The sequence below is a fragment of the Edaphobacter sp. FHG110511_03 genome (assembly GCF_059115365.1).
Genome location: NZ_JBZYWL010000001.1, coordinates 2,258,043 through 2,270,395, shown reverse-complemented (window position 1 = coordinate 2,270,395; position 12,353 = coordinate 2,258,043). Strand labels below are relative to the sequence as shown.

Annotated in this window: 12 protein-coding genes; 8 read left to right on the top strand and 4 right to left on the bottom strand. The window is 59.2% G+C overall.

All coding sequences use genetic code 11. The features are described from left to right. Nucleotides 1-286 precede the first annotated feature (286 nt). The 4 genes from AC5S26_RS09285 to AC5S26_RS09270 all read left to right on the top strand — a co-directional run bounded on the left by AC5S26_RS09285 (nucleotide 287) and on the right by AC5S26_RS09270 (nucleotide 4,172). On the top strand, nucleotides 287-604 hold the full coding sequence (locus AC5S26_RS09285) for a hypothetical protein (RefSeq protein ID WP_494184569.1): 318 nt from the start codon (nucleotides 287-289) through the stop codon (nucleotides 602-604). A gap of 362 nt (nucleotides 605-966) precedes the next feature. After that, nucleotides 967-1,353, top strand: coding sequence for a hypothetical protein (locus AC5S26_RS09280; RefSeq protein WP_494184568.1), 387 nt, complete (start codon nucleotides 967-969; stop codon nucleotides 1,351-1,353). Nucleotides 1,354-1,648: 295 nt separating this feature from the next. Next, the gene (locus AC5S26_RS09275; RefSeq protein WP_494184567.1) at nucleotides 1,649-2,536 is read left to right on the top strand and encodes a hypothetical protein; all 888 of its coding nucleotides are present in this window, start codon (nucleotides 1,649-1,651) and stop codon (nucleotides 2,534-2,536) included. A gap of 73 nt (nucleotides 2,537-2,609) precedes the next feature. Further along, entirely contained in the window at nucleotides 2,610-4,172 is a 1,563-nt protein-coding gene (locus AC5S26_RS09270) for a tannase/feruloyl esterase family alpha/beta hydrolase (protein ID WP_494184566.1), read from the top strand. A 33-nt stretch (nucleotides 4,173-4,205) separates the two neighbouring features. Here the strand turns inward: AC5S26_RS09270 and trmFO are convergent, their stop codons facing one another. Beyond that, nucleotides 4,206-5,585 (bottom strand): methylenetetrahydrofolate--tRNA-(uracil(54)-C(5))-methyltransferase (FADH(2)-oxidizing) TrmFO, encoded by a 1,380-nt coding sequence (gene trmFO / locus AC5S26_RS09265; protein ID WP_494184565.1) that lies wholly within the window; start codon nucleotides 5,583-5,585, stop codon nucleotides 4,206-4,208. A 153-nt stretch (nucleotides 5,586-5,738) separates the two neighbouring features. Between trmFO and AC5S26_RS09260 the strand changes: the two genes are divergently transcribed. Beyond that, nucleotides 5,739-6,503: a PEP-CTERM sorting domain-containing protein gene (locus AC5S26_RS09260; protein ID WP_494184564.1), complete on the top strand. Its 765-nt coding sequence runs from the start codon at nucleotides 5,739-5,741 to the stop codon at nucleotides 6,501-6,503. A gap of 123 nt (nucleotides 6,504-6,626) precedes the next feature. On the opposite strand, the gene AC5S26_RS09255 is transcribed toward AC5S26_RS09260, so the two are convergent. Beyond that, entirely contained in the window at nucleotides 6,627-8,003 is a 1,377-nt protein-coding gene (locus AC5S26_RS09255) for a hypothetical protein (protein ID WP_494184563.1), read from the bottom strand. Nucleotides 8,004-8,497: 494 nt separating this feature from the next. Here AC5S26_RS09255 and AC5S26_RS09250 point away from each other — a divergent pair, with 494 nt between their 5' ends. Continuing rightward, nucleotides 8,498-8,686, top strand: a complete 189-nt coding sequence (locus AC5S26_RS09250) for a hypothetical protein (RefSeq protein WP_494184562.1) — start codon at nucleotides 8,498-8,500, stop codon at nucleotides 8,684-8,686. An 8-nt stretch (nucleotides 8,687-8,694) separates the two neighbouring features. Here the strand turns inward: AC5S26_RS09250 and AC5S26_RS09245 are convergent, their stop codons facing one another. Together AC5S26_RS09245 and AC5S26_RS09240 are read right to left on the bottom strand one after the other, a co-directional pair. Next, nucleotides 8,695-9,225 carry a GNAT family N-acetyltransferase gene (locus tag AC5S26_RS09245; protein ID WP_494184561.1) on the bottom strand — a complete coding sequence of 177 codons (531 nt, stop codon included), beginning with the start codon at nucleotides 9,223-9,225 and terminating at the stop codon, nucleotides 8,695-8,697. A 7-nt stretch (nucleotides 9,226-9,232) separates the two neighbouring features. After that, the gene (locus AC5S26_RS09240; RefSeq protein ID WP_494184560.1) at nucleotides 9,233-9,937 is read right to left on the bottom strand and encodes a hypothetical protein; all 705 of its coding nucleotides are present in this window, start codon (nucleotides 9,935-9,937) and stop codon (nucleotides 9,233-9,235) included. 80 nt (nucleotides 9,938-10,017) lie between these two features. Here AC5S26_RS09240 and AC5S26_RS09235 point away from each other — a divergent pair, with 80 nt between their 5' ends. Together AC5S26_RS09235 and lpxK are read left to right on the top strand one after the other, a co-directional pair. Next, nucleotides 10,018-11,313, top strand: a complete 1,296-nt coding sequence (locus AC5S26_RS09235) for a 3-deoxy-D-manno-octulosonic acid transferase (RefSeq protein WP_494184559.1) — start codon at nucleotides 10,018-10,020, stop codon at nucleotides 11,311-11,313. Next, nucleotides 11,310-12,347, top strand: a complete 1,038-nt coding sequence (gene lpxK / locus AC5S26_RS09230; protein WP_494184558.1) for a tetraacyldisaccharide 4'-kinase — start codon at nucleotides 11,310-11,312, stop codon at nucleotides 12,345-12,347. The genes AC5S26_RS09235 and lpxK overlap by 4 nt, the downstream gene beginning before the upstream one ends. Nucleotides 12,348-12,353: the final 6 nt, after the last annotated feature.

The window sequence follows — 12,353 nt, the reverse complement described above, 5'->3', positions numbered from 1 at the left end:
TCATCTTCTCGATTCGACTTGGGATAGTTTTATTTTAGCAATCGTGGCGAAACCGATCGGCAACATTATCCTGCTTCTTATCTGCACTTTAGGTGCAATCTGCCCTTGACAGCTGCAATACGTCCCAGGAACAAATGGTTGCAGTCCTTAGGATTCCGTGGATAAATGGTTCAGCTTTGAGGTCTTGAGGCTCCCCGCCTTCCAAGCCTCGCTGAAACCTCAAAGGCGCGTGTGTCTTACCGGGCCCGGGTTCTATTCCGAATCTCCAATCCTTTGAGGTAGGCAGATGAATTTTGCAGGTCTTGTCACGGAGTTGATCGCAGGCGGCGTAGGCGGAAACATCGCCGGGGTTGCGCTGAAGAAGTTCAATCTTGGGCCGGTTGGAAACACAGTCGCCGGGCTGGTAGGCGGAGGTCTGGGCGGACAGCTGCTGAGCATGATGCTCTCCGGCGGAGGTGCGGCAGCCACAACGGCGATGGCGAACGGCGGCGGGATGGACATGTCGTCGATGCTCTCGAGCATAGGCGGAGGCGGCGTGGGCGGAGCGATTGTGATGGTGATTGTCGGCCTGATCAGGAACCAGATGGCCAAGAGCAGCACGTAAGCAAGAACGACTGCGGAGTATCCTTCGATTCGCATCCGACCGACCCAGGTTCCTGAGATGGGACTTGGGTCTTTAAGGAGACTACAGATTCGAACGAGGGAGACAAGCAACGGCAAGAACAAAGGCGAAATACAGGGATCTCTCCGCTGCGCCGCGCGATGAAGCTGCGCGGCTCCGGTCGAGATGACGTGGTGGTTGAGTTAGGTTATCTGCTGTGTGATGAAGCTGCGCGTCTCCGGTCGAGATGACGTGGTGGTTGAATTATCTGCTGTGTGATGAGGCTTCGCGACTCTGGTCGAGATGACGAGATTTTTTGAAGTATTGAACAGCTCGTAAAAACAGGGATACAGGAGCTAACCGTTATGAAGAGAGTTCGGATGCTGTTGTTTGCGATGGGCATCGCCTGCGCACTGCTCCTGGTTTGCACGGCAGCAATGGCACAGGACACCGCCATCGATGTCTCCGGTACATGGACGATTCATTCGCGTGGAGAAGAAGGTAAAGAGGCGGAGCAGACCGTGATGCTGAAACAGAGTGGCACCGCTCTGACGGGACACTTCAAAGGCCCGCACCAGTCAGGAGCGGTTTCAGGAGAAGTCACCGGAAATCATGTTTACTTCATGACGAAGACTCGCGAGGTGCTTCACTTCCGAGGCGTATACGAGAACGGCGGGATGCATGGGACGGTGGGGATTCGCGGAAAGACCGGAACGTGGACGGCTACGCGTACGGAGCCTGCCTCGAAGTGATGGTTTTGAGTGAGGGGTATAGGTTCGAGCTGCGCTCACATGCCTGCGTTTCGTGACGGTAATAAACCGCAGGTCTCGTTCGGCTTCGCTCAAGGCAGGCTCTTCGACTGCGCGGCTTCGCCGCTTCGCTCAGGATGACACTTTTATGGCAGGTGGGGTGGGTTGAAGTGCTCATCTTTTTTGGCGGATGGGTGTGCCCTAATTCTTGTGCAATTCACGTGCAGTTTTCTAAATGTTTAAGCAACCCATTGCATACTTGTCGCAGAAAGCCCAAATCCTGCACGAGGTGACCGACATGCGTGAAAGCAGAGTTCGTGTGATCGTGGTGTGTCTGCTTGCAGTGATCTCCGTTAGAGCATCGTGGGCGAAAGACATGCCTGGGAAGCGAGATCTTTCTGTTGTCGATCCAAACCCGGAGGAGCTGATTCGGGATACGGTTTACAACGAGCTTCACGACCATGAACGGCATGGATATTGGCAGTATGTCATTCGCAAACATACCTCGAATGAAGTGGATTCCTTGAAACAGGTGGAGACCACGGACGGCCCTGTGCAGAGGTTGATGGCCGTCGATGGAGAGCCGCTGACAACGCAGCGTCGACACGACGAGGAGCTTCGGCTTAAGGAACTGCTGTCGAACGCAGGAAAACAACGCAAAGTGCGCGAGCAGTATGCCGAGGATGAGAAGCGTATTGGACGCATCATGCAACTGCTACCGGTTGCTTTTCTGTACGAGTACCTGGGCGTTGAGGGAGAGAACTATTGCCTGGGCTTTCGGCCGAATCCTGCGTTTCATCCACCGACGATCGAGGCCAGAGTGTTCCACGCGATGCAGGGAAAGATCTACGTGAATATTCGTTGGAAACGTCTCGCGCGCCTGGATGGACATCTGGTGGACAACATCGACTTTGGCTACGGTCTTCTGGGGAGACTTTACAAGGGAGGCTGGTTTAACCTGGAGAGAGTGCAGGTGAGCGAGACGGACTGGAAGACGAAGGTGCTCGAGGTGCATGTGGCCGGCCGCGCCGTGCTCTTCAAAACCATTGCGAAGGATACTCGTGAAGAACGTTCGGGATTTCGCGAGGTGCCTCGGGATATCACGATGAGTGAGGCCAAGCGGATGCTGGATATGGACTACACCATCGTAAGCAGAACGGATCCTAAAATCTGGCTGGCGCCATAGAACAGAGAAAGCATCGTTCTACCATCCTTCTGAACTGTTTCGTAACGACCTGATGATAGAGTGGTGCGCATCTATGCGGAACATCGTAGTTGGATTGCTGGCGGGAGTGATGGTGGGCGCGCCCGTGGTGGCGCGGGCTGCGGATTGTGCTGGATTAGCGAACCTGAAGGTGCCACAGGGCGAGATCACGATGGCCGCGGTGACGGAGGCGGGCCGGTTTGTGAGTCCGTATGGACAGCCGCTGCGCGCTGAGGTACCGACGTTCTGCAGGGTGGCGGGTGTGCTGCGGCCGACAGCGGATTCCAACATCCGGTTTGAAGTCTGGATGCCTGCTTCCGGCTGGAATGGGCGATTGCTGGGTGTGGGGAACGGTGGCTTTGCCGGGTCCATTGGTTATGACCAGATGGGTGGCGCACTGAAGCAGGGATATGCGACGGCGGGCACGGATACCGGACATGAGGGACAGGCGGAGGATGCGAGCTGGGCCTATAAGCATCCGGAAAAGATCGCTGACTTTGGCTGGAGAGGGCTGCACCTTACGGCAGTGGCTGCGAAGGCGGTGATTGCTGCGTACTACGGCGATGGAGCGAAGAAGAGCTACTTCGATTCGTGCAGCGATGGCGGGCGCGAGGCGCTGATGGAGGCACAGCGGTTTCCGGAGGATTATGACGGGATACTGGCGGGTGCTCCGGCGAATAACTGGACCAGGATGCTGAGCAGCGGTCTGGATATTACGAAGACCGTTGTCGATCCGGAGGCGTATGTGAGCTCGATGAAGCTGCCTGCGATTACCAAGGCGGTGCTGGAGCAGTGCGATGCGCAGGATGGGGTGAAGGACGGCGTGCTGAACGATCCGCGGACGTGCCACTTCAATCCCGCGGTGCTGCTGTGCAAAGGTGGAGATTCGCGGGAGTGCCTGACGGAGAAGCAGGTCAGCGCAGTACGGAAGCTCTATGCAGGTGGCGTGGATGCAAAGGGGCATTCGCTCTTTCCGGGATATATGCCCGGGGATGAGTGGACGAGCTGGGCAACGTGGGTGTTGGGGCCTTCGGCGGGAAGCGGGAGCGGTGTGTCTTATATGCAGAACTACTTCCGCTATATGGTTTTTGACGACCCGAAGTGGAACCCCTTGACGGCCGATGTCGATGCGGCGCTGCGGACGGCGGAGGCAAAGACGGGGAAGGATGTGAACTCGGTGAATCCGGACCTGACGGCATTTGCGGCTCGGGGCGGGAAGCTGGTGATGTATCACGGATGGGACGATCCGGCGATCTCTCCGCTGAATTCGATTGCGTACTACGAGAGTGTGCAGAAGAGGATGGGCGAGGAGAAGGCGTCGAGCTTTGTGCGGCTGTATATGGTGCCGGGGATGGAGCACTGCATCGGCGGGCCAGGCGCGAATCTGTTTGGGCAGTTAGGCGCTCCGAGCGCGAAGGGGCCGGGGACGGGCGCGCTGTCGGATTTGCAGGAGTGGGTAGAGACGGGGAAGCCTGTAGGCGAGATGACTGCCGTGAAGCTGGGGGCTGACAATAAGCCGGCGATGACGCGGCCGCTGTGCCCGTATCCGCAGGTGGCGAAGTACAAGGGCGACGGAGAGGTGAAGGACGCGGCGAACTTTGCTTGTGGAACGGAGTGAGCGTTCTGCGGAAGCGAAACTGATACCGATATTTTAAAGGCTCGCATGGAGCCACTGATCCCATGCTTCGAGAGCGCGCTCGCACTGGATGCGGTGGCGCTCTTTCTTGTCGCGGACTTTTTTGCGCAGCTCCTCTTCGAGCGGGAGGAGGAGGTCGAAGGTGATGTTGGCGGGCTGGAAGTTTTTGGCCTCGCTGTGGGTGATGTAGTGGATCAATGAGCCATGCGCGGTGAGACGCGGCGGAGGAATCGGGGTGCGACCCTGCGCGAGGGCGGCGGCGAAGCGTCCGGCGAGGAGGCCGCCAGCGATGGATTCGGTGTAGCCTTCGACTCCGCTGAGCTGTCCGGCGATCAGGATGTGCGGATGGGAGCGGAGCTCAAGGGTTTCTCCCAGAACTGTAGGGGAGTTGATGTAGGTGTTGCGATGGATCTGGCCATAGCGAAGGAACTTTGCGTTTTCGAGGCCGGGGATGAGGCGAAGGACACGGGCCTGCTCTCCGTACTTCATGTGGTTCTGGAAGCCGACGAGGTTGTAGGAGTCGGCACGGAGATTCTCCTGGCGGAGCTGGACGGCGGCGTAGGGCCATCGGCCTGTCTTTGGATTCGTAAGCCCGGCGGGCTTCATGGGACCGAAGCGTAGAGTGTCGCGACCACGGCGGGCGGTCTCTTCGATGGGGAGGCAGCCTTCAAAGTATTTCGGTTGAGGGCCGTCGCTTGTGGCGCTTCCACCGGGTTCGGGGAGTGAGGTGGGGATCTGCTCCCACTGCTTTGCCGGGACGGTTTCGGCGATGGAGAGGGCGTCGATGAAGCGGTCGTACTCTTCTTTGGTGAAGGGGCAGTTGATGTAGTCGGCGGTGCCCTTGTCCCAGCGAGCGGCGAAGTAGACCTTCTCCATGTCGATGGTGCCGGCATCGACGATGGGGGAGATGGAGTCGTAGAAGGCGAGGTGCTGGGAGCCGGTGAGTCGCTGCAGTTCGGCGGTGAGGGCAGGAGAGGTGAGAGGGCCGGTGGCAAGGATGGTGATCTCGTCGGCGTTCTCGTTGAGCGTGGTGACTTCTTCACGGACTACGGTGATGCGGGGGTGCTGCTCGATGAGCTTGTGGACGCGGGCGGAGAACTCGGTACGATCGACGGCGAGGGCGTGGCCGGCGGGGACGGCAGAGGCGTCGGCTGCGGCGAGGAGGAAGGAGTTGGCGCGGCGCATCTCCTGCTTGAGCAGCCAGGGTGCGGAGTTTTCGCTCTCGGACTTGAGGGAGTTGGAGCAGACGAGCTCGGCGAAGTTGGAGGTTTCGTGGGCTTCGGTGGAGCGTGTGGGGCGCATCTCGTAGAGAGTGACTTCGCAGCCGAGCGATGCGGCTTGCAGGGCTGCTTCGGGGCCGGCGAGGCCGCCGCCGATAACTTTAATCTTCTTCATTGGTTCTATTGTCTCGCGGATGCGAGGATGCTTGCCGGTGTGCTGAGTAAGGAACCCCTTTAGACGCTCGAGTCGAGCATCCAGCGATGGCATGCTACTCTGGCATTCCTCTCCAACTTCTCCGGGCCCCGTATTTATCCTCAGGAGGAAATAATGCATTCCTTTAGCGAAGTTCCGGCTGCCATCGTGGCAGCCCGGCCTAGTAAGCGTGTGTTAGCGCGCTTGAAGTTGCTCGCATTCACGGCCGTAACCATTGGCCTTGTTGCGGCGCCGTCTGTGGCGAGAGCCGATTCCTATGCGTTCTCGTTTAATGGTGGGGGCCTTAGCGGTTCCGGCATTCTTACGATTTCGACAACAGAGGTTCCCGGAGTTCCGGGCGGGTATCAGATTACCGGGATCAGCGGCACCTTCTCGGATGCAAATGCAAACTTCTCCGGCGCGATTACCGGGGTTCAAACAACGTCTCTTCCTTCCGGCATCGGCGCAGACGGTACTTTCATCCCTCCCGGCAGCCAGGCGGATGGATTTGGATTTTCTTACGACAACCTGTTCTTTCCGGGTGGAAACTCTCCCGCGGTGTGCCCTCCTCCGCTCCCGGGTGACCCACATGATCCTTACCCGTTTGGTGGCGGCCTGTTCGACATCTACGGAGTGCTCTTCAACGTAGAGGGCGGATACACCGTAGACCTGTGGAGCAATGGCGTGCTTCCAGGCTTCGGTTTGACTTACGGAGTGGGCGATGCGCTGAATGGCACTGTGCTCAATACCTGGGGAGAGCCGTTTGACGGAACCAGCGTGAACGTGAGTGTCGCCGCGACTCCTGAGCCGGGTTCGCTGTTGCTGCTAGGCACGGGCCTGACTGGTCTGTTCGTAGGGCTGAAGCGAAGGATCAAGTCTTCCACGATGCTCGACGCGTAGACTCTGCGCGGCTGAGGGATGGATCACGGATTTTCACGGACAGATACGAAACCAGCTTCTCTTTCTTTTTGTCCGCGGAATCCGTGATCCTGTTTCTGCAAAAGAAATCGGTTCAGGTGAGTCTTATTGGGTTCCGTATTTGTTGCGGAGATAGCTTTCCACTCGCGCCGCCTCCTGGCTGGAGAGCACGCGGTTATAAACCAGGATCTCGCTGATCTCACCGTTGAAGTACTTGTTGTTGATCCCCAGGCCGATTGTGCCGGCGCCGGTTACGCCGCTGAGTGAAGATAGTTTTCCACCCTGCGAGAAGACCCGAAGGCCGTTGACATAAATCTGGTCGGTATCGTTGTTATGCACGGCACGGGTGATCGTAAAGTCCTGGCCAATGCCGCTTGCCGGCCTTGTGTAGCTGAGATTATTGCCGACCTGGGTGGTTCCGAAGCGCGAATAAACGTGCGTCTGGTAGGGGCTTACAAAGGTATTCCCCCAGAGTGCATCCTCGGTCCACAGGATAGCGGCGGCTTCTGAAAAGTAAGTGTCGCCGGGAGGGTCTTTTGCGGCGTTCGCAACGAGAAAGACGGTCATCTCTCTCCAACCCGCGATCGGCAGGCTGAAATCAAAGGAGGACGAGCCATTGAACTGCCAGGTAAATTGGCAGGTTCGACCGTCCGCGGTCAAACTGGGTTCGTGGCCGAGTGTGGGCGTGGCATCGTGGCCATTGCCCGACTGATCCTGCCAGATGCGCGTACCGGATTGGGAAAAGAAATTGAAGTTGGTGCCCTTGTCTGACCGAAGCCACTGCTTGAGGCCGTCGGTTGGAATCGAGCTTGCGGGGTCCGGTGCCGACGTCGATTGGACGCGTACGTTGGAAAAAGTGACAGAGTGAAAAAACTCCGTCGGGGATCCCGGGAACGCTAAGGATGCCGTCTGAAAGGTCGTGTCCAGCCCCACCATTTGAAGGACCTGACTCCGCGGAACAAATATGTCAGAGGTATATCCGCCGGCTGTTGTGGTGAAAGCAGGCAAGTTGATTGGGCCTCCACCGTCACCTTGCTGCAGGTTATAGGCGTATTGGAACCGGCCCTGAGGGTTTTGGGCATTCACACCAAGGCCCATAATGGGCTGGCTGAAGTTGAGTATCAGTGCGGTTGCCCCACTGCCTGGTACGCCTGGGAAACCGTTCAGAGTAAGCGTCCCACCGTTTACTGAGTAGGCTGGCGTCACGGGCGCTGTCGGGTTTGCCGCGGTTAGCGGAGGAATCGTAATTGTGACCGTAAGTCCCGGCACACCAACGACCGGCAGAGTAGCCGTAACCTGAGGCGATGGCGAGCTTCCTTGAAGAGGAGGTGCCGCCGGGAGACTTGAGAAGTCGATGTAACCATCGGGATGAAGGCCCGAGGCGCAATAGAGTCCGTTGGGCGGAACCTGTCCATATGCGGGGTTGTAGTTGAGCAGAAAGCTCGCGATGAGAATGAGGACGAGAAGCGTTGATTTGCGCACGGCTGTCTCCACGGGTGGAATGCAATCTGTAGGGATTGGGCCCAGAGCCGGACTGGGAGGGGAGGTTGCACTTCAGCGGGTCAACACTGCGAAGGCCTGCTAAGCAGCGCCTCAAACGTAGAGTGGTTGGGAATTTGCGTCAAGCGTCATCTTCCGCCGTGTCTGTCGTGCCGTGGGTAATTCAGCGGCTAATCTGCGGCTATGTGGAGACAGGGCGAACGGAGTGCGTCATGCAGGTTGCTCCTGTTGTCGGGACGCCATGCGAGGTGACCTTGCTCGCTAAGGCGTGAAGCGCTTCGCAGCCAAGGGATACGGCCTGGAGGGTTGTTTCCGGACCGTCGAGACCTCCGCCGATAACTTGATCTTTTTCGTTGGTTCTGTTGTCTCTCGGATCGATCTTGAGCTTCTACGGATGCGATTTAAGGGAACCGGTGCGGGAGGGAGGACGTATTTCTGTACCGTGCGCATGATTATGCGCCGATTACGAGGTCGTTATGCTTTGCCTGATCTTACTGATCCTCTTTTTGAGCACACGCCGCCGCTGGTACGGTTACGGGTACTATCCCTACGGCTACGGAGCTTACCCTTATCCATATCCGTATGGCCATTACACGCCGTACGATCCTTACTGGCGGACGCGGTATTACTGGGATGGATACGGATACCGCAGGCGCTACTGGTAGACGGCAAGTCAGGCATCTGAGCTGGCTAAAGCTTTGAGAGCTTCGCCGTCGATGCGCATGATGCGCCACTCACTTAACATGTGGGCTCCCATGGATTCGTAGAAGTCGATGGCGAGCTGGTTCCAGCCGAGAACGTGCCACTGGAAGCGGTCGCCGCGTTCGAGCGTGATCTGGGCGAGGCGAGCGAAGAGGGCTTTCGCGATGCCCTTGCGGCGAAACTGCGGGCGGACGAAGAGGTCTTCGAGGTGGATGCCGGCGTTGCCGCGCCAGGTGGAGTAGAAGGGGAAGTAGAGGGCCATGGCCGCAGGCTTCCCTTCCCATTCGGCGATGAGGCACTGAAAGAGCGGATGTGGACCGAAGCCGTCGCGGAGGAGGTCTTCAGCCGTGGCTACGGCGGCTTGGGGAGCGCGCTCGTACTCGGCGAGCTCGCGGATGAAGGCGAGCATTTCGGGAACGTCATCGGGTGTGGCTGGACGGATGAGGAGTTGCGCGCCGGAAGGAGTGGCTGAATCGGCTGTGGGACGCTCGGAAGTGTTCATAGGAGATTTAGGGTGTGGCTTTCGAGTCGGACTTCGATGCGGCCTGGGCGGTCTTCTGAGCGGTGAGCCACTTGTTGAAGGGGATGGAGAAGGCAAAGAGCTCCTTGCCGCCTGAGGTGTGGATCATCTTGATGTAGATCTCGGCGTCTTTGAGGGGCGGTTCGTCGAGGTCTTTGATGTCGTAGAAGAGGTAGCCGGCCAAGGTGGAATGAGCGGTTACCGTGGTCGATTTGAAGCCGAAGTCATCGTCGTCCGCGGTGATCTTCTTGTCGATGGGGGTGCGGCGCCCGGGAATGGGGATGGGAACGATGGGGACTTTGCGGCCTGCGGCCTTTTCGGCGGAGAAGAGACGGCGGTTGAGGTCGTCGAGGGTGGCAGCGGGAAACTTGTCGTGGTTGGCGGAGATGAACTGCATGCGGGCGTCGTTAAGGTCGAGGGGAGAGTCGGAGTCGTTGGTGATGATGACTCGGACGGGAATAAGGGAGTGGCGAATGTAGGGGAGGCGGAAGAAGTCGCAATCGCTGGGATTGGTGCAGGGGTCGATGGCGACGGTGACGTGCTCCTGGGGGTGGGAGTCGACGGCGACATATTCGCGTGCGGGGCGTGGGGGTGGGGCCTTTTTACCCCCTGCGTGGATGGGCAGAGGAAGGGTGCCAGCGAATAAAACAAGCAGAAGTAACGTTCGTAACCTGCGGAAAGTGTGGGACTTCATGGGTAAGTTGATTATCATCTTCGCTGGGATACCTGGTAAAGCGCTTCGCTGGGACACCCGGAAACAAGGGGACGAATTGTTTGATTCTGGCGGTCTATAGCACTCTGCTGGCGTTGGCGTTGGTGGCTGGCGCACCGTGGTGGCTGGCCCGCATGGCAACCAGTGGACGATATCGCGCGGGCCTGGCAGGGCGGCTGGGCGTCATACCCACCGGCATGCAGGAAGCGGTCGCCGGGCGTAAAGTTGTGTGGTTGCATGCGGTTTCCGTAGGCGAAGTGATGGCGGCGACGGAACTGGTGCGGGAGATGCGCAGAGCGCTGCCAGGATGGGTTATTGCTGTCTCCACTACGACTGAGACGGGGCAGCGGCTGGCGCGTGAGCGGTTCGGCAGCGAGTCACCGGTGTTTTACCTTCCGTTGGACTTCGCGTTTCTGGTGCGGCGGTATGTACGAGTGCTGCATCCGGAGCTGCTGGTTTTGATGGAGAGCGAGCTGTGGCCGAACCTGATGGATGTATGCGAAGGGAAAAATGTGACGGTTGCGGTCGTGAATGCGCGGGTGTCGGACCGGTCTCTTCCGCGCTATCTGCGCCTTAGGAGGCTATGGAAGCCGATTCTGCGGCGTGTCTCGCTGTTTCTGGCGCAGAGCGAGGAGAATCAGGCGCGACTGGCGCGCATTGGGGCTCTGCCGGAACGGATTCGTATAAGCGGGAACCTGAAGTATGACGTGAGGGTTGCGGGCGAAAGCGAGATGACCGCGCTGCTGCGAAAGAAGATTCCGGAGGGCGCTGAGGTCGTGGTAGCGGGAAGCACGCTGGAGGGCGAGGAGAAGATTCTGCTGAAGGCATGGCCGCAAGTGCTGGAGAGGGAGCCGAATGCGGTGCTGGTGATCGCCCCTCGGCGTCCGGAACGATTCAACGTCGTGGCGGGGCTGGTGGAAGGAGCCGGGTTCGACGTGGTGCGAGCGAGCGAGTTACGGTCTGGCGCGCATGTGATCGGGCGCGAAGGAGTTGTTCTGCTGGACACGATCGGAGACCTTGCCTCGGTGTATTCGCTGGGTACAGTGGCGTTTGTGGGAGGGAGTCTGGTGCCTGCGGGAGGACACAATCCTCTTGAGCCGGCGCGGTTCGGGATTCCGGTGGTGATGGGACCGTCAAGCGAGAACTTTCGCGAGATCGTGGAGGCAATGCGAGGCCCAGGAGCGATACGGATCATCGAATCTACAGGACTGGCGGAAGCGATGATCGATTTGCTGACGGACGGAGAGAAGGCCCGGGAGATGGGCGAACGAGGGTGCAAGGTGTTTGCGGAGCAGGCGGGGGCGACGGCGCGGACCGTGGATGCCCTGCTGGGTCTGCTGAACAGGACATCGGCATGAGCGCGCGCAGGGGCTGGCTGCTCCCACTATCGCCGCTCTATGGAGCGGTGGTGGTGGCGAAGCGGTGGATGTACGGGTTGGGCTGGCGAAAGCAGAGGCGGCTGCCATCGCCGGTGATCAGTGTGGGGAGCGTCTCGGTTGGAGGCGCGGGGAAGACCCCAGTGGTGGCGATGCTGTCGGGAATCCTGCGACGAAGGGGCTATGCGGTCAGCATCCTGACACGAGGATACGGACGAACCTCAAACCTGACCGAAAGGGTGGATCCCTATGACGATCCGGCGTGGCATGGGGATGAGCCGGTTCTGCTGGCGCAGCGATCGGGATCGCCGGTGTTCGCCGGCGTGGACCGCTACCGCGCGGGCCTGCTGGCGGAACAGGACAAGCGCGGCGACAGGGTTGGGGTGCACCTTCTCGATGACGGCTTTCAGCACCTGAAGCTGGCGCGCAGCGTGGATATCGTTCTGCTGACGCTGGAGGATGTGGAAGATTCCCTGCTGCCAGCGGGAAACCTGCGCGAGCCGATCGCTGCCGTCAGCGAAGCAGACGTGGTTATTGTGCGGGAGGATGAAGCGTCGCGGATGAAGGGCGTACTCGAAGCACTGCAGGAGAAGGGCGACGGATTTTCGGTATGGATGATCCGCCGCAGCCTGGTGCTGACGGAAAACGACGAGAAGCTGCCTACCCTTCCCCTGGCGTTCTGCGGAATTGCCCGGCCGGACAACTTCACGCGGATGCTGACGGGATCGCGGTACGAGCCGCTGGAGACGGTGACATTCCCGGATCACCACCCTTACAGTGAGCGCGATATGACGCGGGTGCTGGAACGCGCTCGGGAGCGCGGCGCCAACGGTTTCGTGACGACCGAGAAGGATGCGGTCAAGCTGACGCCGGCGATGCGTGAGCGCCTGGAGACGGTGGGACCGGTGATCATCGCACGGCTGAAGATAGAGCTGGTCGATGAGAAGGAGGCCATGGCGCAACTGGTGAGAATGGTCTCGGAGATGGACCGCAGAAAGGCCCCGGAGCGGCCATGAGAAAAT